The following is a 17,553-nucleotide window of genomic DNA, read 5'->3' on the forward strand; positions in this document are numbered from 1 at the left end:
GGAAATCACTGTACCTGGGCGTGAATGGCCTCCACCTGGGGACGGATGTCCAGAAAAACCTCCGCCAGCAGGGGGTCAAAATCCTTCCCGGCGCCCTGACGGATGATGTCAAAGCACTGGTTCAGAGGCATGGCGGGGCGGTAGCAGCGGGTTTCGGACACGGCGTCAAATACATCCGCGATGGCCATGATGCGGGCGCAGAGGGGGATTTCTCCGCCTTTCAGCCCGGTAGGATACCCCTTGCCGTTCCATTTCTCGTGGTGGTGGAGGGCCACGTTGTAGGCCATGTCCAGGTATTGGGCGTTCCCGACGTGGCCAAAGGTATTCTGGATGATCTCGCCGCCGCTGACGGTGTGGCGCTTGATGATCTCAAATTCCTCCGCCGTCAGACGCCCCGGCTTCTGCAGGATGCTGTCCGGTACGGAGATCTTGCCGATGTCATGCATGGGAGCGGCCATCATCAGGTTTTCCAGATAGTCCTTGGTCAGGACGTCCCGGAAATGGCCCCGGTCCCGCAGGGCCTTCGCCAGCACCTCCACATAGGCGGTGGTGCGGCGGACGTGGCCGCCGGTGCTGCCGTCCTTGCCCTCGATGAGGACGGCGAAGCCCATCACCATCTCCCGGTGATAGTGGGAGAGCTGCCGCAGGGCGGGATTCTCCTGGTTCAGGTATACGCCCAGAATGAAAATGGTCACGCCCAGGCTGGTCACCAGAGCGTCCGGCAACAGCATCTGATACCCGCCTAACAGCAGCATTACCAGCAGGTAGGTGAAAATACTGGCCCGCTTGTGGCTTTCAATGTAATTCCACCGCCGGAAAAACACCACGAAGGTGAAGATGATGGAGAGCCCCACCATGATAAAGCAGGCGTAGACTGACACGCCCATGGAGTAGTTGGACAGCCGTCCCGTCCGGTATTCCAGGGAGCCGATATTCAGCAGCACCATGGCAATGCTGGCGGCGTAGGGGGCAAACAGGCAAAACCGTGCGCTTTTCCGCTTGGGGAGACCCTCAGTGGATGCCAAAAAGTAGAGAAACAGCAGAAAAACAATGGAATCCAGGCTGATGAGAAACAGCAGGTGCAGCACCAGGTTCAGTATCGCCGGGACGGTGTCCAGGCGGTTGACGGTCTAGGCCGTCACGCCGTCCAGCGTCAGGCTCAGGATACCCAGAGCCAGAAGCCCGTCGAAGGGCGTAGGGCGGAGTTTTTTCTCATAACGCCGACGCTCCCGGACATAGAGAAAGGCGATATAGGCGACGACCAGCAGACAGCCGGTCTGGAGCTTGCAATATTCCATGCGGTATCCTCCCACGCTGCTTCTATAAAAAAATATCTACATAGCACATATAACACAGAAACCGGAAACCGTCAACCAAGGCGGCATGAAAAAGCCGCCAGGGATGTGACCTGACGGCTTTGCGCTTATTCGTAAATGGGGAAACGGCGGCACAGGGCGTCCACCTCGGAACGAACCTGGTAGCGGCAGCCCTCAAAGTCCCGGGCCACCATGCCCATCCACCGGGCAATTTCTATCATCTCCGGCTCCTTGAAGCCCCGGGAGGTGACGGCGGGAGTGCCCACCCGGACACCGCTGGTAACGAAGGGCTTTTCCGGGTCGTTGGGGATAGCGTTCTTGTTGACGGTGATCTGCACCGCGTCCAGGCGGTTCTCAAACTCCTTGCCGGTGATGTGGAAGGGCCGCAGGTCCAGCAGGCACAGGTGATTGTCAGTGCCGCCGGATACCAGCCGGAAGCCCTGCTTCGTCAGTTCTTCAGAGAGGACCTTGGCATTCTTCACCACCTGCTCGCCATAGGCTTTGAACTCCGGCTTCAACGCCTCGCCCAGGCAGATGGCCTTGGCAGCGATGACGTGCTCCAGAGAGCCGCCCTGAGTGCCGGGGAATACAGCGGAGTTGATTTTCTTGTAGATCGTCTCATCATTGCAGAGGATCATGCCGCCCCGGGGGCCCCGCAGGGTCTTGTGGGTGGTGGTGGTCACCACGTCGGCGTAGGGGATGGGGGAGGGATGGACCCCGGCGGCCACCAGCCCCGCGATGTGGGCCATGTCCACCATCAGATAGGCACCTACCTCGCCAGCGATGGCCCGGAACCGGGGGAAGTCCAGCGTCCGGGGATAGGCACTGGCACCTGCCAGGATCAGCTTAGGCTTGCATTCCTTCGCCAGTTCCAGCACCTTGTCGTAGTCGATGACCTCGGTGTCGTCCTCCACACCGTAGGGGACGATGTGGAAATACTTGCCGGAAATATTGACGGGACTGCCGTGGCTCAGATGGCCGCCGTGGGCCAGACTCATGCTCAGCACGGTGTCGCCGGGCTGCAGCAGGGCGAAAAAGGCCGACAGATTGGCGTTGGCACCGGAGTGGGGCTGGACGTTGGCATAATTACAGCCGAACAGCTCGCAGGCCCGGCGGCGGGCCAGGTCCTCGGTAACGTCCACGGCGTAGCAGCCGCCGTAGTACCGCTTGCCGGGGTAACCCTCGGCGTATTTATTCGTCAGGCAGGAGCCTTGCGCCAGCATCACCGCCTCGCTGACGATGTTCTCTGATGCGATCAGTTCAATATGGCATCGTTCCCGGGCAAATTCCTCCTGAATGGAGGCCCCCACCTCCGGGTCGTACTGGGAGAGAAACTCCATAGATTGCTGAAGCATGAAAAAGTCCTCCTTTGGAAAGCGGCGCTGCCGCCGAAAACGTATTGCGTCCATTGTACGGGAGAAGAGCGGATTTGACAACCGACGGTTTTCACGGAAAACAGAGGACTTTTTCAGGAAAAACAGCCAATTTTGTCAACCCAGCCGCGCGGGGATGCCGTCCTCGTACAAGCCGCGCTCCGTCAGTACCCAGGGGACGGGCATGTCCCAGGGCTCCAGGGGGATCTCCTCCCGGATGAGCTTTTCCCGGCACAGCAGCACCGTGCCGCCCCGGTAACCGGAGAGAAAGCGGTCGTAGTAGCCCCCGCCCCGGCCCAGGCGCTGTCCCAGATGATTGCAGGCGACACAGGGGAGGACGGCGAAGTCCACCTCGTCCATGTCCACCTCGGGGGCAGCGGCAGGCGGCTCCGGGATGCCGTAAGCGCCGGGGACCAACTGGTCAAGCGCCGTGACCTGGCGCAGTTCCATGATACCCGGCCCCGTGCACAGCGGCACGCACAGCCACTTCCCGGCGGCGAGAGCGTCCTCCAGAATGGGCCGGGTGTCGATTTCCCGTTCCGAGCCCACAAAGCAGAACACCGTCCCGGCGGCCTGGTATTCCGGCATGGCCAGCAGATGGGCGGCGATGGCCCGGCTGCTGGCCTCCTTGTAGCGGGGAGAGAGCTGGCGCTCCAACTCCCGGATGACGCGGCGGAGCCGCTGCTTGTCCTCTGCTTTCGTCATGGTAAGGGGTCCTCCTCTTTTTCCGGCCGGGCGGCGCCGAAGACGATGGCGTCCGCGCCAAATTTTTTCCGTATCTGCTCCATGGCGCCCTCCAGCTTCTCCTGCTTTTCCTTGCCGGGGCCGGAGCTGAACAGATCCACCTGCTCATAGGCTTCGCCCTCCTGGACCAGATGGATGGCGGTGACCGTCAGCGCCCGGATGGGAGATGGCGGCTTCCAGAGCTCATACAGCAGCTCCATGGCGGCGTCCGTCAGGTCCCGAATGAGATGGGTGGGGGCGGCAAGCTGCCGCTGGCGGGAGCGGTCGTGGAACTGGGGGTCCCGGACCGTCACCTGGACGCCGCCCGCATACAGCCCCGCGTGCCGCAGACGGGAGGCCACGGAGTCCGCCAGCACGGCGATGCCAGCGTGGACCTGCTCCCGGGTGGTGAGGTTCTGCGGAAAGGTGGTGCCGTTGCCCACGGACTTCACCGGCTCCGTGTCATACCGGGAGCGCACCGGGTCCCGGTCCAGGCCGTTAGCGTAATCGTAAAGCTGGGTGCCCATTTTGCCCATCAGGGTCTCCAGCATCTCCGGCTTGCAGGCGGCCAGCTGGCCGATGGTGGTGATGCCGTACTGCTTTAAGAGTTTCCGGGCGGCGCCGCCCACATACAGCAGATCCCCCACCGGCAGGGGCCACACCAGCTCATTCCAGTTTTCTCGGGAGATGACGGTGGTGGCGTCGGGCTTTTTATAGTCGCTGCCCAGCTTGGCAAAGACCTTGTTGAAGCTGACGCCCACGGAGAGAGTCAGCCCCAGCTGCCGCTTCATCCGCTCCCGCAAGGCGTCGGCCAAGGCCCTGGCGTCCCCGCCGAACAGGTGGAGGGTGTGGGTCACATCCAGCCAGCTCTCGTCGATGCCAAAGGGCTCCACCAGGTCGGTGTACTCGTCGTAAATGGCGTTGACTTTCCGGGAGTACTCCCGGTACAGGTCATGGTGGGGCGGCAGCAGCACCAGGTCCGGGCACTTCTTTTTGGCCTGCCAGATGGTCTCCGCCGTCTGGACGCCGAATTTCTTGGCAGGTTCGTTCTTCGCCAGGATGATGCCGTGGCGGGATTGGGGGTCGCCGCAGACGGCCATGGGCACGTCCCGCAGATCCGGGTGGCTCAACAGCTCCACGGAAGCGTAAAAGCAGTTCAGATCGCAGTGCAGGATGATGCGGTCCACGGTATCCCCCCTTTCATTCAATATTCCTATAATAGCACATTTGTTCGGAAAAGAAAAGCCGGATTTCGAAAAAAGGGGAGGGGCGGTACGCAGAAGCGCACCGCTCCTCCCGGAGTAAAAAGTATGGACGGGATCAGATGATGCCCATCAGCACCAGTGCCAGGGTCACGAAGGTAGCAAGCAGGGCCAGGGAGAACAGCAGGAAGCCGGCGTTCAGCTTGCGGGCGGACTGCTGGGGCGCGTGGGACTCCGGCACCAGCTTGGCTTTCCGCAGGGCGGTGACCACAGGCTTGTACAGCAGCAGGATCAGAGCCATGTTGAGACCCCCCTTGACCACGTTGAAGGGCAGGAACACGGACAGCATCATGCCGGCTACCATTTCACGGGGCACGCCCATGTACAGGGGGGTAATGAGGTAGTTCCACAGCATCATCACAATGGTCAGGAGCACCACGCCCAGAGCCAGGCCGATGATGGCGCCCTTCTTGGTGTGGATGCGCTTGTACACAAAAGCGGCGGTGCAGCAGAAGGCGCAGGTGGCCAGCATGTTCATAATGAGGCCGATGATGCCGGTGTCGCTGACGGTGAACATCTCAACGACGGCTACTACAATAGAGATGATGGCGGCGGCCAGAGGGCCGAAGACGAAACCGCCGATGCAGATGACGGTGTCCTTCAGGTCCAGCTGCAAAAAGCCGGAGACCTGGGGCAGCATCTTGGAGAGGACCATCACCACATAGGCGATGGCGGTCAGCATGGCCATGGAGGTGATGGTTTTGACATTGGACTTGGTGGCAGGGATGGCGTTGACATTGGGTTCGGACATAAAAATACACTCCTTTGTTGTTTTGAAAACACCCTGGATGCTTTGACTTCTCTCCAAGGTGATCTCAGGAACCTCTGCTCCACTTCGCGCACATGTCCCGGCGGCATTTTTTCCGCCCAGCTTCGTTAAAAATCTTTGAAATCCCTTGGGATTCCTGCAGATTTTTGCCTCGCCGGACAAAAAAACTGCCCCGATCCACATACACGAATTGAATCAGAGCTTCCTACAACAAAGAAGCGCGTCAAAAACGCGCGGCCTTGCCGCACTCATCTTCTTCCATCCAGACTATACTGTTGGTCCCGGAGTTTCACCGGGTCAGCGGATACCGAAGGTATCCGGTCGCGGACTTTACCGCCAGTGGGGAATTTCGCCCCGCCCTGAAGACAAAGTATTCAGTTGTTTCCTGTGGGATATTATATGACAGTCTCCATCAAAAAGCAACCCCTAATTTTTTTCGCTTCCCCTTTACAAATTCAAACGAATGTTCTATACTGAAAACAGCTATCAAAAGGGGAGGTGCTGCCATGCGTGCCAGACAGGAATCCTGCTGCTTTACCGGCCACCGGCCGGGAAAACTGCCCTGGCGGTATAACGAGTTCGACCCCCGCTGCCTGAAGCTGAAGCGCCGCATTGCCGACGCGGTGGAGCTGGCCTATGAGCAGGGCTTCCGCCATTTTCTCTGCGGCATGGCCATGGGCTGTGACCTCTATTTCTGCGAGGCGGTGCTGGCCCTGCGGGAGCGTCACCCCGATGTGACGGTGGAAGCGGCCATCCCCTGTCCCACCCAGGCCGACGCCTGGCCGCCCGCCCAGCGGGAGCGGTATGACCGCCTGGTGGCGGCCTGCGACTTTGAGACGATGGTGTCCGGCCAGTACACTTCCACCTGTATGCTGCGCCGGGACCGCTATCTGGTGGACCACGCGTCGCTGCTTATCGCCGCGTTTGACGGCACTTCCGGCGGCACCCGGTACACGGTGGAATATGCGTTGAACCAGGGACTGGCCATCGTGGACCTGCCGATTTTGGCTGAGTAAACGAAAGCCATACAAGAATTTAACAAAATCTTGATAGCGTTTTTTCCGGCGCAGCGGGTATACTGGTGTCGGAAAGGCGGTGGCGCGGTGAATATTATCCCCTTGATGCAGGAGCTGGAGGCCGTGGGCTTCCGGGAAGAACTTTTGGACCGGGCCGTAGCCCTGGCCGGCGCGGACCGCCTGCTCTACCGCCGCCTGTGCCGGGCGGTGTCGGAGGGCGGCATGGCGCCCCAGGAGGCCCTGGACGCCGTCATGCGGGAGGTATCCAACTGAATCCGTGAAACAGTCCCGAAGGGGGCTGTTTTTTTGCGTCTTTTCACCGCGCAACCTGAGATTGCGGAAGTTCCATGCCCGGTTGCTGGACGGCATAGAGAAATTTTGCTATGATGGTGCCACTACTAAAGAAAGGGAGCGGGGCCATGACATTTGGAGAGAAGCTGCAAAGCCTGCGGCAAAAAGCGGGTATGAGCCAGGACGTCCTGGCGGAGAAGCTGGACGTCAGCCGCCAGGCGGTGAGCCGCTGGGAGCGGAACGAGACGATGCCGGAGACAGAGAAGGTCATCCTTTTGGCAGACCTGTTCGGCGTTACCACGGACTATCAGCTGCGGCCGGAGGTCGAGAGACAGGAGCCCATCCGCCGGGAGAAATCCAACCGATTTTTGACGGAGCATCTGGGAACCCTGGCACGAATTTTGGGCTGGGCGGCGGTGGCTTGGGGTGCACTGGACTTATTGGGCATCCTGAATATCGCAAGGGTGTTATGGTATTGAAAGGGGAGGGACGTATGGAATCCTTTGGTACAACCATGCTGGTGTCGGCATTTGTGCTGCCGACTTTGCTTGCCGCGTTGAAGATCGCCGTGGGGATCGCCCTGATCCGGTTCGGCAAACGATATGAACAGGACAAAAAAGAGCGACGGTAAAAACCGTCGCTCTTTCTGCATGTGGGAATTAGTAGCACTTGCGGTAGATGGCCTCTTCGCTCTCCAGATCGAAGGGATAGTAAGCATTGGTCATCAGGCGCTGCTGGTTGGCCTCCACGGACTGGGGGAAGGCCTTGAAGTCGGCCTCGGTGAAGCCGCAGTCCCGGAGGGGACGCAGGGGCAGGATGCGCTGCAGCAGGGCGTTCATCTCGGGGATGGCGTCCTTGGCCTCGCAGCCCAGGATACCGGCCACCAGTTCCTTGAAGCGCATGATCTCGCCGTCGGGGTTCTTCTCGTCATAGTAGTCCATGATGGCGCCGAACAGCATGTAGTTGGACTCGCCGTGAGGCACGTGATAGGTGCCGCCCAGGGGGAAGCTCATGCCGTGAACAGGGCCGCAGCCGGCCTTCAGGAAGGCGATGCCGGCGTAGAAGGAAGCGGTGACGAACTGGTCCATGTACTCGAACCGGGCGTCGGGGCCCTTCTCGTCCAGCAGCTTGAAGCCCTTCAGGATCATGTCCATGGCCTTCTCGCTGAAGAGCTCGCTGGTGATGGTCTTGCGGTGGGGGCTCAGGAAGGACTCAGTGGCGTGCACCAGAGCGTCGATGGCGGAGCAGGCGAAGGGCTTGTAGGGCAGGGTGCGCAGCAGGTCGGGGATCAGGCAGACCTTGTTGGGGATGATGTCGTCGGAAACCAGGCCCAGCTTGGTCTCGCCGCCGGTCAGAACGCCGTCCTTCTCGTCCTTGACGATGGCCACGGAGATGTTGGTGCACTCAGAGCCGGTGCCGCAGGTGGTGGGGATGGCGATGACGTCCTTCTCATGCACGACGGGGAAGCGCTTGAAGTACAGGTTGTGCACGGTGTCGGGACGCTGGCAGCCCAGCAGCTTGCACAGGTCCATGATGGCGCCGCCGCCGACGGCGATGACACGGTCATAGCTGTCATAGGGGATGGCGTCGTACATGGTCTGGATCATGGCCTCGGAGGGCTCACCGGCGCCGAACTTCTCCTGGAACACGAACTGGCACTTCAGGCCCAGCTCCTCCATGAAGGGCTTGTAGATGAACTCGTTGGTCAGGACCACGTCGCGGTCGTTCAGCTTGAACTCCTCCGCCATCTGGGCGAAGGTCTGGAATTTGTACACGGTGGGGGCGAAGATGATCTCTCTCTTATCAGCCATCAGAGAGGCGGAAAAAGCGTCCATAGCCATTGGAATCAACTCTCCTTTGAAATATAGAATTATTTGACGCTGTCCCGGCGCCCGCCGGGACAGAAGTCAACGAACTTACTTGCGGGAAACGGCCTTCTTCACGGCCTCGACAATGTTGGCGGCACGCAGGCCGAAGCGGTCCATCAGGTAGTCCTGGGGACCCACCTCGCCGAACAGATCCTGTACGCCCACGAACTCCTGGATGGTGGGGCAGTTCTTGGCCAGGCAGTTAGCGACTACGGAGCCCAGACCGCAGGTGACGTTGTGGTTCTCAGCGGTGACGATGGCGCCGGTCTCCTTGGCGGCCTTGATGACCAGCTCCTCGTCCAGGGGCTTCCAGGTGAACATATCGATGACGCGGACGGAAATGCCCTCGGCCTGCAGGGACTCGTAGGCCTTCAGGCTCTCGTCCACCATGATGCCGGAGGTGATGATGGTGGCCACATCCTTGTCGCTCTCATGCAGGACGACGCCCTTGCCGATCTCGAACTCGGAGCCCTCGCCGTAGACCTGGATGATGCCCTTGCGGACGAAGCGGGTGTAGGAAACGCCCTCCACGTTCACCAGCTGGCGGGTGATGCTGGCCAGCTGGTCGTAGTCAGCGGGGTCCAGCACGGTGGTCTCGGGGATGCTCAGGTACATGGCGGCATCCTCCAGAGGCATATGGGTGCCGCCGTTGAAGGCAGCGGTCACACCGGCGTCGGAGCCCAGCACACGGACGCTGAGGCCGGCGTAAGCGGCGGACATGTAGATCTGGTCATAGCAGCGGCGGGAGGAGAAGGTGCCGAAGGAGTGATAGAACACCTTCTTGCCGGTGGCGGCAAGGCCCGCGGCAACGCCGGCGCCGTTGGCCTCGGCGATACCGGCCTCAAAAGCGCGGTCGGGATAGTTTTTGCGCAGCATCTTGGTGTTGATGCAGCCCATCAGGTCGCAGTCCACGTAGCAGATGGACTTGTCCTCCGCCATCATCTCGTTCAGGGTCAGAGCGAGACCGTCGCGGCAGGCGCGGGAATCTTTCTTGTGCTCACCAATCAGTTTCACGTTCATCGTTCTTTCCCTCCTTTAAGCGTTCTTGATGGCATCCAGTGCCTTCTCAGCGGCAGCGATGGCCTCGGTCCACTGCTCCTCGCTGGGCTGAGAGGAGTGGTCGTGCTTGGGCTCGGCGAAGGTAGCGCCCTTGCCCTTGCTGGTGTCCAGAACGATGCAGCTGGGCACGCCCTTCTTGGCGTAGGCATTCTGGATGGCGTCGTAGATGGCCTTCACATCGTGGCCGTCGATCTCCTGGGTGTACAGGCCGAAGGCCTCAGCTTTCTTGGCAAGGCTGCCGTGGGCCAGGATGTCGTCGGTGGGGCCGTCCAGCTGATAGCCGTTGTTGTCGAAGAAGTAGATGATGTTGTCCAGCTTGTGGGCGTAGGCGAAGTGCAGGCCTTCCCAAACCTGGCCCTCGTCGGCCTCGCCGTCGCCGATGACGCAGAACACGTGGTTGTCACGGCCGTCGATCTTGTTGCCCAGAGCCGCGCCGGTGGCGGTGGACACGCCCTGGCCCAGGGAGCCGGTGGTCAGGTCCACGCCGGGGGTCAGCTTCCGGTCGGTGTGGCTGGGGAACTTAGTGCCGGGCTGGTTCAGGGTATAGGCCTCCTCCATGGGATAGAAACCCATCAGGCCGAAGGTGGCGTAAGCCACAGGGCCGGCATGACCCTTGGACAGGACCAGCCAGTCACGGTCTTCCCAGCGGGGATTCTTGGGATCGAATTTCATGACCTCTCCATACAGGACGGCCATCAGATCGGCCAGATCCATGGAGCCGCCCACATGACCAAAACCGCGGGAGTGGATGACTTTCAGAGTCTCCAGCCGGATCTCGGCCGCCAGAACTTTGCACTTTTTCTCGTTCATGGGGGGTATCTTCCTTTCCTTTTTTAAATGAAGCGCCAGGCCAGAAAAGGGCTGACAGGGCGCAGGATTCACGCTGGCTGCGGCGCAGGTAATCGTTTGCCAAACGCCCATAAAAACAGAATGGCAAGATCACTCTGCGTTCGGAGTTATTTTACAGCAGAAACAGCCGATTCGTCAATGACCGTTTGTTTTTTAACAAGGATAAATGCGGAAACCGGTAAAAAGAGGCGGCGGAGCCCTCCGAAAGCTCCGCGGGAGAGCCGGTGGAGGGTGCCGCCGCCGGAATTTTATGAGACAACCAATTATTCGTACTGTGTGCCCACGCCGTCGACCATGGCGTCATAGGCGCGCTTGACTTTGTCGTAGTTCTTGTCGCGGTCCAGCGCCACGCCGCGGCCCACGCCGTCCACGATACGGCCCAGGCCGATGGCGTCCAGCTTGGCGTCCAGCTCAGCCAGCAGGGTGGGGGCGGAGCCGGGCTCGGTGGAGCGGCCGTCAAAGATGATGTGGAAGTAGACCTTCTCCAGACCGGCTTCCTTTGCCATCTCGCAGATGTTCAGAGGATAGTCGATGCAGCCGTGGGAGGACTTGTAGGTCAGGTAGGCCAGCAGGTGCAGGGCGGTGCCGTTGCGCTTGGCGTGCTCGATGGCCTCCAGGAAGATGGGGTTCTTCTTGAAGCTGCCGTCCTTGACAGCGGCGTCCAGGCGGACGTCGTCCTGCATCACGCAGCGGCCGGCGCCCAGGTTGGAGTGGCCGGCCTCGGAGTTGCCGGCTTTGCCGGCGCCCAGACCCACGAACTCGCCGGAGGCGTGGAGCTTGCTCCAGGACTGCTCGGCAAGCAAAGAATCCCAATAGGGGGTGTCGGCCACATGGATGGCGTCGTTCTCGTCGCCGGTGCCCAGGCCCCAGCCGTCGCAGATGATGAGCAGCATCTTGCGGTCCTTGCCCCAGTTCTTGCCCTCGGCCAGGGAACGGCCAGACATCTCGGCGGGCTGGGGGATGCCCATGACGTCCAGCACAGTGGGAGCCACGTCGCCCAGGGAGCCGTCCCGGAGGGCGATGGGGGACTTGTCGGCGGGGTCGATCATGATGAAGGGCACTAGGTTGGTGGTGTGGGCGCCGTCGGGCTTGCCGGCAGCGGTGTACAGCTTCTCAATGTTGCCGTGGTCGGCGGTGATGGCCACCACGTAGCCCTTGTTCAGCGCGTCGTGGACCACCACGTCCAGGTAGTGGCTGACATGGCCGCAGGCCTGGATCTTGGCGGCGGTGTTCTGGGTGTGGCCGATGACGTCGCCGTTGGCAAAGTTGGTGACCACGAAGTCATACTTGCCCAGGGCGTCCATGACCGTGTCCGCCACCTTGGGCAGGGACAGCTCGGGCTGCTGGTCAAAGTCGATGCCCTTGGGAGAGGGGATGCAGACGTCATCTTCGCCGGGGAAGGCGTTGTTCTCACCGCCGTTGAAGAAGAAGGTCACATGGGCGAATTTCTCGCTCTCGGCGCAGTGAAACTGGGATTTCCCGGCCTCGCTGAGGACCTGGGCCAGGGGCTTTACCACCTTGGCGGGGGCGAAAGCGATGGGTAGGTCCTTGAACTTGTCGTGGTACATCGTCATAATAACGAAGTCCAGGTCGTTCAGCTTCCGGCGCTCCACCTTGTCGAAGCCCTCCTCGGTGAACATCTCGGTCAGCTCGATCTCCCGCTCGCCCCGGCGGCAGCAGAAGATGGCGGCGTCGCCGTCGGAAATTTTGCCCACAGGCTTGCCGTCCTCCACCAGGAGCATCGGCTCCAGATGGTAGTCGTCCTGACCCAGTTCGTATGCTCTCTTGACGGCTTCCGCCAGCTGGGCGCCGCCGCGTTTCAAATCAGACATGGAATGTACCTCCTAATTACAAATTACTGCCCGTCGTTGGGGGCGATCAGCTTATCCACAGCCACCTGGCCGCAGGCGGGGAAGATGTCCAGCAGCTGGGGGAAGGTGTAAATTTTGGCGCTGGGCATGTTCTCCTCGGTAAGCTTCAGGGGCTTGTTTTTGTTGTACTGGACTGCCACGGTCATGCCGAAGTCCACGGCCTTAGCGCCCACGATGTCGCGGTTCAGGTTGTCGCCCACATAGCAGCAGTTCTCCGGCTGGGCGCCGACTTCCTCCATGGCGTAGTAGTAGATGGCGGGGCCGGGCTTGCGGACGTAGGTGATGGAGGACTGCTGGACGGTCTTGAAATAGGGCCGCAGACCGTCTGCATCCAGCCACTCGTCCACCTCGCGCTTGCCAACCAAATCGCTGATGATGCCCAGGGTGTAGCCTCTGGCGCACAGTTCCTTGACGGTCTCGGCGCCACCCTCCACCACGGTGCGGCGGCCCTTGGTCTGGCGGTACTGGTAGGTCAGCTCGGCGGCGTTCTTCAGGATGCGCTCCCGGTCCATGTCGTAGGCCAGCCAGCGGGTCCACAGGACCTCCTCGGGAGCCTCGCACATGAACTTCAGGGCCCATTCCCGGTACTTGTCGTACCGCTTGTCAATGACCTCGTCGAACCACTTGTTGGGGTCGTCGGTCTCCACGCCGCACAGCTCGGCAATTTTCGCACGGGCGGCAGAGAGGTAGGCGGGGTCCTCGTCGATGACGCGGAAGGTGCCGCCCAGGTCGATGAAAATATAGCGAATATCCGTATTCATATTGATGACCTCCATAACGCAGGACGCGCCCGGGGAGGCCCCGGACGTCCCGCCATGTGATTTAGTTCAGGGGCGGCAGCAGGTCCAGAATTTCCCGGAAGTCCTTGATGATGGCGTCGGGGCGGTTCTCCTCGGTGAACTCCACGGCGTGCTTTTTCTCCGGGGACTCGAAAATAATGTTGCAGCCCACGCCGGCTTTCTTGGCGCCGGGGATGTCCCGCTTGACGTTGTCGGCCACGGACACGCAGTCCGCCAGTTCCACGCCCATTTCCTTGGCGCAGAGCTGATAGATCTCAAAGCCGGGCTTGCGCAGGTGGCAGACGGAGGAGAGGATGACGGAGTCGAAATACTGGTCCAGGCCGTCCTCCTCCAGCCAGTCGGGGACCTCGGTCTCGCCGATGAGGTTGGAGATGATACCCAGCTTGTAGCCCCGCTCATGGAGGCCCTTGATGACCTCCACGCCGCCGTCTACCACGACGCGGCGGCCCTTGGTCTGGCGGTACTGGTAGCTCAGCTCATGGCAGACCTGCTTGATGCGGACCGGGTCATAGTCGGGCAGCAGCCACTTGCACCACAGCTCCTCGTCGTCGGACTCCTTGAACTCGCTGAGGGCCCATTTGCGGTAGGGCTCGTAGCGGTCCTCGATCAACTGGAAAAATTCCTCGTAGGGCATATCGGTGCCGGCGATCTCCGCCATCTTGCGGCGGGCGTGCTTCATGTAGGGCTCATCCTTCAGGGCGATGCGCAGGGTGCCGCCCAGGTCAAAAAATACCGCTTTGTAACGCTTGGTGTTATCCATGGGTAGAAACCTCCTGTATTTTGATTGCCGCTCAGACGCGGGCGGGGAAGAGGTCCAGCAGATCGCTGAGATTTTCAATGAGGTGATCGCAGGCCGCCCGCATTTTCTCCGTCCGGCCCTTTTTGGGGTCGTCAATGAGGATCATGCAGCCGAAGCCTGCCGCCCGGGTGCCCTCCACATCCCGGTCGGGGTTGTCGCCGATGTAGGCGCAGCCCGCCTCCGGGGTGCCGCAGCAGCGGCAGGCCAGGTGGTAGATGGCGGGGTCGGGCTTGCGCAGCCGCACCTTGGAGGAGAGAATGGTGGTGGTGAAGCAGTGGGAGATGCCCTCCTCGATCATCCAGTCGGTGATCTCCGCCTCGGTGATGGTGTTGGCGATGATGCCCAGCTTATAGCCCCGGCGGTAGAGCTCCCTGACGGTGTCCACGGTGTCGAACCGGGTCAGGCGCTTGCCGTTGGTGCCGTCCCGCCAGAGGGTGGTGAATTCCTGGGCGTGGGCGGCCACATATTCGCCGTCCACATCCGGCAGCATGATCTGCTGCCAGAGCTCAATTTCGGGATAGTCCAGCAGGGCGACCTTGGAGGCTTCCCGGTAGACGTCATAACGGTCCTTCAGCTTTTTGTAAAAGACCTCCGGGTCCTCGTCGCTCCTGGCCAGTGCCGCCAGCTTCCAGCGTCCCTCCGCGATAAACGCGGGATCCTTGTCCGTCACCCGCAGGGTGCTGCCGATGTCGAAAAAGATGGTTTGAATATCAGACAGGGCCATTTCGCTCACCCACGGGCAGGGAAGATGTCCAGCAGGTCGCCCAGCTTCGTGATGACGTGATCGGGGATGAACTCCTTGCCGGTGGCCTTTTCCTTGTTCAGGGTGTCGGGCTCGTCGATGCGGATCATCATGCCGAAACCGGCGGCCTGGGTGCCCTCCACATCGCGGACCGGGTTGTCGCCCACGTAGGCGCAGTTGGCCTCGGGAGTGCCGATGCAGCGGCAGGCCAGGTGATAGATGGCGGGGTCGGGCTTGCGCAGCCGCACCTTGGAGGACAGGATGGTGGTCTTGAAGCACTGGGCCACGCCGTCGGCGGCCATCCAGTCAGGAATTTCGGTCTCGGTGACGGTGTTGGCGATAATGCCCAGGGTGTAGCCCCGGGCCTGCAGCTCCTTCAGGGTAGCCACGGCGTCGGGACGGGCCACGCGGCGGCCGTCATGGTCGCGCCACAGGCGGGTCAGCTTGGGCGCGTTGGCGTAGACCATGTTGGGCTCGTAATCAGGCAGCATGAACTGGGTCCACAGCTCGCCCTCGGAGACGTCCAGCAGGGTGTCCTTGGACAGCTTGCGGTAGACCTTCCAGCGGGCCTCCAGCTTTTCAAACAGCTCGTCGTGGGATTCCTTGGTCTGGATCAGCTCCATCAGACCGGCCTCGGCCTTGTCGATGAATTCCTGATCGGGCACCACGATACGCAGGGTATTGCCAACGTCGAAGAAGATGGTCTGAATGTCGGGAGTCATATGAGGTTCCTCCTTATAAAATAGAAATGTATGTGAAATGATTTATCGCTTGTTGAAGGCGTGGACGATGCCGGGGATCTCCGCCAGGTCGTGGATCAGCACATCCGGCGCCAGGCCGGTGCCGATGAAGGCAGTGTCCCGGTGGGCCATGGAGGGATTGCTGATCTGGATGGAGAGGGCCACGCCAGCGTTCCGGCAGCCCAGCACGTCCCGGGAGAGGGTGTCGCCCACGTAGGCCATCTCGCCGCAGGGCACGCCGCACTCCGCGGCGGCTTTTTCAAAGATGGCGGCGTCAGGCTTGCGGACGCCGGCGGTGGAGGACATGATGACGCAGCTCATCATGTCCGCGATGCCGTAGTCCTCCAGGAGCCGGGGAACGAAGGTGGCGGAGATGATGTTGCTGATGATGCCAATTTTCAGTCCCTCGTCGTGAAGGGTGCGGATGGTCTCCCGCATGTGGGGACGGGGGACGTTTTCCACCCGGACGGCGTCATACATCCAGGACAGCTCCTCCGCCATGGGAGAGAGAAGCTCCTCGCTGAGATGGAACTCCTTTAAATAGTATTCGCTCCAGATTTTCGCGCCGGGCAGCTCCAGGCGGGACTGCTCCGACCAGTGCTTGTAGCCTTCAGCGTTCTCATGCAGCCGGGGCGCCAGCTCCGCGGCTGTGATGGGAAGGGCGATGCCGTGGGCGGAGAGCAGATCCAGCAGCCGCTGGCAAAAGGAAGTCTCCAGCTCCGGGGAATGATGGACTTCGTGCAGCGTGCCGCCCACGTCAAAAAGGACCGCACGGATCATAGGCATCCTCTCCTGTTCTGTGATGTAAAACGATTGTAAACGTTTGCGACTTTTCGCTGGTTTTATTCTAAATAAGCGGGGCGGCTTTGTCAATATGACAAATGCCAAAGAGTGAGCGGGATTTTCGTTTTTCTGCCCAAACATGGGAAAAATCCAGATTGTTATTGACATTGCCGGGAAAATCATATATGCTTCTATTATGCAGCCAAGGGGAGAGTTTCGCCCATGGCTGCCTAAAATAAAGCGGAAACGTTTGCGATTTTCCGCTGTGCAGAGGGGACGATATTAGTGAAAAGCGTGACTTTGAAAGATGTCGCTAAGGCAGCGGGCGTCTCCTATGCCACCGTTTCCCGCGCCCTGTCGGGAAGCCCCCAGATCGGAAGTGACACCCGGGAACGCATCATCAAGCTCTGTGACGAGATGGGCTATACCACGAACTATGTGGCCCGTTCCATGGTGATGAAAAAGACGGACCTGATCGGCCTGGTGGTGCCCTCCATTGACAACCAGTTCATGTCCGAGCTGGCCTATTACGCGGAGATGAGCGCCCGGTCCCATGGCTACAATATCATGCTGTGCAACTCCGGCCCTGACCTGAAACAGGAAAAGACGGTGGTCAAGCTGCTGCTGGGCCGTCAGGTGGACGGGATCCTCATTGTCCCCCAGAGCCCCAAGACTTACGAGAACATCCGGGCTTACACCGACCAGGTGCCCACGGTGTTCCTCAGCGAGAACCTCCGGGACCAGCCTCAGAGCTACGTGGCCGCGGACAACAGCCGGGGCACCTATATCGGCACCAAGTACCTGTATGAGCTGGGCCACCGGGACATTTTGTACTTTGGCCGCCGTCATACCACCACCCACCAGCTCCGCGCCGAGGGGTATATGAAGGCCTGCCAGGAGCTGGGGCTTCAGCAGCGCTTTGTGAACAGCGAGTTTTCCCGTTCCTCCATTGCCAACGGCTATGAGATGGCCAGGGAGCTGTTTTCCAAGCCGATAGATTACACCGCCATCTTTGCCTCCACGGACTCCAACGCTCTTGGTATCCTGAAGGCGGCGGATGAGCTGCATATCGACATCCCCGGCCGTCTGAGTCTGATCGGTTTCGACAATATCACGGCCACGGGTCTGCCCCGCATCGACCTGACCACCATTGAGCAGCCCAAGCGGGACATGGCGGTCCAGGCGGTGGACATGCTGCGGGACAAGATCGAAAACGGCACCCAGGGGTATGTCCACCAGATTTTGCTTCCCACCCTCATCAAGCGTGGGACCTGCAAAGAACTGGATTAAAT

At 60.6% G+C, this 17,553-nt stretch carries 20 protein-coding genes and 1 riboswitch; of the genes, 5 read left to right on the forward strand and 15 right to left on the reverse strand.

Translation table 11 applies throughout. The features are described from left to right. Window positions 1-5: 5 nt before the first annotated feature. The 6 genes from JQM68_RS04370 to JQM68_RS04395 form a co-directional block, all read right to left on the reverse strand. A complete protein-coding gene (locus tag JQM68_RS04370; RefSeq protein ID WP_235221710.1) occupies window positions 6-1,088 on the reverse strand; it encodes an HD-GYP domain-containing protein in 1,083 nt (360 codons plus the stop codon). Window positions 1,089-1,130: 42 nt separating this feature from the next. Further along, complete coding sequence (locus JQM68_RS04375) at window positions 1,131-1,298, reverse strand: hypothetical protein (protein ID WP_235221711.1); 168 nt, start codon at window positions 1,296-1,298, stop codon at window positions 1,131-1,133. Window positions 1,299-1,423: 125 nt separating this feature from the next. After that, window positions 1,424-2,671, reverse strand: a complete 1,248-nt coding sequence (gene glyA, locus JQM68_RS04380) for a serine hydroxymethyltransferase (protein WP_328283717.1) — start codon at window positions 2,669-2,671, stop codon at window positions 1,424-1,426. A 135-nt stretch (window positions 2,672-2,806) separates the two neighbouring features. Beyond that, window positions 2,807-3,394 (reverse strand): 5-formyltetrahydrofolate cyclo-ligase, encoded by a 588-nt coding sequence (locus JQM68_RS04385; RefSeq protein WP_235221713.1) that lies wholly within the window; start codon window positions 3,392-3,394, stop codon window positions 2,807-2,809. Further along, window positions 3,391-4,599, reverse strand: coding sequence for a DNA polymerase IV (gene dinB / locus JQM68_RS04390; protein WP_235221714.1), 1,209 nt, complete (start codon window positions 4,597-4,599; stop codon window positions 3,391-3,393). The genes JQM68_RS04385 and dinB overlap by 4 nt, the downstream gene beginning before the upstream one ends. Before the next feature lie 133 nt (window positions 4,600-4,732). Then, window positions 4,733-5,425, reverse strand: a complete 693-nt coding sequence (locus JQM68_RS04395; protein WP_235221715.1) for an ECF transporter S component — start codon at window positions 5,423-5,425, stop codon at window positions 4,733-4,735. 264 nt (window positions 5,426-5,689) lie between these two features. Then, window positions 5,690-5,814: riboswitch (FMN riboswitch) on the reverse strand. Window positions 5,815-5,949: 135 nt separating this feature from the next. On the opposite strand from JQM68_RS04395, the gene JQM68_RS04400 reads away from it, so the two are divergent. The 4 genes from JQM68_RS04400 to JQM68_RS04415 all read left to right on the forward strand — a co-directional run bounded on the left by JQM68_RS04400 (window position 5,950) and on the right by JQM68_RS04415 (window position 7,381). After that, the gene (locus tag JQM68_RS04400) at window positions 5,950-6,459 is read left to right on the forward strand and encodes an SLOG family protein (protein WP_235221716.1); all 510 of its coding nucleotides are present in this window, start codon (window positions 5,950-5,952) and stop codon (window positions 6,457-6,459) included. An 87-nt stretch (window positions 6,460-6,546) separates the two neighbouring features. Beyond that, window positions 6,547-6,732, forward strand: a complete 186-nt coding sequence (locus tag JQM68_RS04405; protein WP_235221717.1) for a hypothetical protein — start codon at window positions 6,547-6,549, stop codon at window positions 6,730-6,732. Window positions 6,733-6,878: 146 nt separating this feature from the next. Then, window positions 6,879-7,229 carry a helix-turn-helix domain-containing protein gene (locus JQM68_RS04410; RefSeq protein WP_235221718.1) on the forward strand — a complete coding sequence of 117 codons (351 nt, stop codon included), beginning with the start codon at window positions 6,879-6,881 and terminating at the stop codon, window positions 7,227-7,229. 14 nt (window positions 7,230-7,243) lie between these two features. After that, on the forward strand, window positions 7,244-7,381 hold the full coding sequence (locus JQM68_RS04415) for a hypothetical protein (protein WP_235221720.1): 138 nt from the start codon (window positions 7,244-7,246) through the stop codon (window positions 7,379-7,381). Between the two features lie 28 nt (window positions 7,382-7,409). Here JQM68_RS04415 and JQM68_RS04420 read toward each other — a convergent pair whose 3' ends face one another. The 9 genes from JQM68_RS04420 to JQM68_RS04460 all read right to left on the reverse strand — a co-directional run bounded on the left by JQM68_RS04420 (window position 7,410) and on the right by JQM68_RS04460 (window position 16,258). Further along, the gene (locus JQM68_RS04420; protein WP_235221721.1) at window positions 7,410-8,591 is read right to left on the reverse strand and encodes a 4-hydroxybutyrate dehydrogenase; all 1,182 of its coding nucleotides are present in this window, start codon (window positions 8,589-8,591) and stop codon (window positions 7,410-7,412) included. Window positions 8,592-8,666: 75 nt separating this feature from the next. Next, window positions 8,667-9,638: a transketolase family protein gene (locus tag JQM68_RS04425; RefSeq protein WP_235221722.1), complete on the reverse strand. Its 972-nt coding sequence runs from the start codon at window positions 9,636-9,638 to the stop codon at window positions 8,667-8,669. Window positions 9,639-9,653: 15 nt separating this feature from the next. Further along, window positions 9,654-10,487 (reverse strand): transketolase, encoded by an 834-nt coding sequence (locus tag JQM68_RS04430; RefSeq protein WP_235221723.1) that lies wholly within the window; start codon window positions 10,485-10,487, stop codon window positions 9,654-9,656. Window positions 10,488-10,789: 302 nt separating this feature from the next. Beyond that, the gene (locus JQM68_RS04435) at window positions 10,790-12,358 is read right to left on the reverse strand and encodes an alkaline phosphatase family protein (RefSeq protein ID WP_235221724.1); all 1,569 of its coding nucleotides are present in this window, start codon (window positions 12,356-12,358) and stop codon (window positions 10,790-10,792) included. 23 nt (window positions 12,359-12,381) lie between these two features. Continuing rightward, window positions 12,382-13,158 carry an HAD family hydrolase gene (locus JQM68_RS04440; protein WP_235221725.1) on the reverse strand — a complete coding sequence of 259 codons (777 nt, stop codon included), beginning with the start codon at window positions 13,156-13,158 and terminating at the stop codon, window positions 12,382-12,384. A 61-nt stretch (window positions 13,159-13,219) separates the two neighbouring features. Then, window positions 13,220-13,957: an HAD family hydrolase gene (locus JQM68_RS04445; RefSeq protein WP_235221726.1), complete on the reverse strand. Its 738-nt coding sequence runs from the start codon at window positions 13,955-13,957 to the stop codon at window positions 13,220-13,222. Window positions 13,958-13,988: 31 nt separating this feature from the next. Then, window positions 13,989-14,720, reverse strand: coding sequence for an HAD family hydrolase (locus JQM68_RS04450; protein WP_235221728.1), 732 nt, complete (start codon window positions 14,718-14,720; stop codon window positions 13,989-13,991). A 5-nt stretch (window positions 14,721-14,725) separates the two neighbouring features. Continuing rightward, window positions 14,726-15,460: an HAD family hydrolase gene (locus tag JQM68_RS04455; protein ID WP_235221729.1), complete on the reverse strand. Its 735-nt coding sequence runs from the start codon at window positions 15,458-15,460 to the stop codon at window positions 14,726-14,728. Window positions 15,461-15,502: 42 nt separating this feature from the next. After that, window positions 15,503-16,258, reverse strand: coding sequence for an HAD family hydrolase (locus JQM68_RS04460; protein WP_235221730.1), 756 nt, complete (start codon window positions 16,256-16,258; stop codon window positions 15,503-15,505). Between the two features lie 288 nt (window positions 16,259-16,546). Between JQM68_RS04460 and JQM68_RS04465 the strand changes: the two genes are divergently transcribed. Then, complete coding sequence (locus tag JQM68_RS04465) at window positions 16,547-17,551, forward strand: LacI family DNA-binding transcriptional regulator (protein ID WP_235221731.1); 1,005 nt, start codon at window positions 16,547-16,549, stop codon at window positions 17,549-17,551. The last annotated feature ends 2 nt before the right edge of the window (window positions 17,552-17,553 follow it).

This window comes from Oscillibacter valericigenes (assembly GCF_021531435.1).
Classification (GTDB): domain Bacteria; phylum Bacillota; class Clostridia; order Oscillospirales; family Oscillospiraceae; genus Oscillibacter; species Oscillibacter valericigenes_B.

What these genes read in the sequence shown, in the direction of transcription:
- JQM68_RS04455 (WP_235221729.1), bottom strand. Translation starts at nt 15,460, where the DNA reads ATGACTCCCGACATTCAGACCATCTTCTTCGACGTTGGCAATACCCTG.
- JQM68_RS04435 (WP_235221724.1), bottom strand. Translation starts at nt 12,358, where the DNA reads ATGTCTGATTTGAAACGCGGCGGCGCCCAGCTGGCGGAAGCCGTCAAG.
- JQM68_RS04425 (WP_235221722.1), bottom strand. Translation starts at nt 9,638, where the DNA reads ATGAACGTGAAACTGATTGGTGAGCACAAGAAAGATTCCCGCGCCTGC.
- JQM68_RS04385 (WP_235221713.1), bottom strand. Translation starts at nt 3,394, where the DNA reads ATGACGAAAGCAGAGGACAAGCAGCGGCTCCGCCGCGTCATCCGGGAG.
- JQM68_RS04430 (WP_235221723.1), bottom strand. Translation starts at nt 10,487, where the DNA reads ATGAACGAGAAAAAGTGCAAAGTTCTGGCGGCCGAGATCCGGCTGGAG.
- JQM68_RS04445 (WP_235221726.1), bottom strand. Translation starts at nt 13,957, where the DNA reads ATGGATAACACCAAGCGTTACAAAGCGGTATTTTTTGACCTGGGCGGC.
- JQM68_RS04395 (WP_235221715.1), bottom strand. Translation starts at nt 5,425, where the DNA reads ATGTCCGAACCCAATGTCAACGCCATCCCTGCCACCAAGTCCAATGTC.
- JQM68_RS04460 (WP_235221730.1), bottom strand. Translation starts at nt 16,258, where the DNA reads ATGATCCGTGCGGTCCTTTTTGACGTGGGCGGCACGCTGCACGAAGTC.
- JQM68_RS04440 (WP_235221725.1), bottom strand. Translation starts at nt 13,158, where the DNA reads ATGAATACGGATATTCGCTATATTTTCATCGACCTGGGCGGCACCTTC.
- JQM68_RS04420 (WP_235221721.1), bottom strand. Translation starts at nt 8,591, where the DNA reads ATGGCTATGGACGCTTTTTCCGCCTCTCTGATGGCTGATAAGAGAGAG.
- JQM68_RS04410 (WP_235221718.1), top strand. Translation starts at nt 6,879, where the DNA reads ATGACATTTGGAGAGAAGCTGCAAAGCCTGCGGCAAAAAGCGGGTATG.
- JQM68_RS04400 (WP_235221716.1), top strand. Translation starts at nt 5,950, where the DNA reads ATGCGTGCCAGACAGGAATCCTGCTGCTTTACCGGCCACCGGCCGGGA.
- JQM68_RS04450 (WP_235221728.1), bottom strand. Translation starts at nt 14,720, where the DNA reads ATGGCCCTGTCTGATATTCAAACCATCTTTTTCGACATCGGCAGCACC.
- glyA (WP_328283717.1), bottom strand. Translation starts at nt 2,671, where the DNA reads ATGCTTCAGCAATCTATGGAGTTTCTCTCCCAGTACGACCCGGAGGTG.
- JQM68_RS04375 (WP_235221711.1), bottom strand. Translation starts at nt 1,298, where the DNA reads ATGGAATATTGCAAGCTCCAGACCGGCTGTCTGCTGGTCGTCGCCTAT.
- JQM68_RS04415 (WP_235221720.1), top strand. Translation starts at nt 7,244, where the DNA reads ATGGAATCCTTTGGTACAACCATGCTGGTGTCGGCATTTGTGCTGCCG.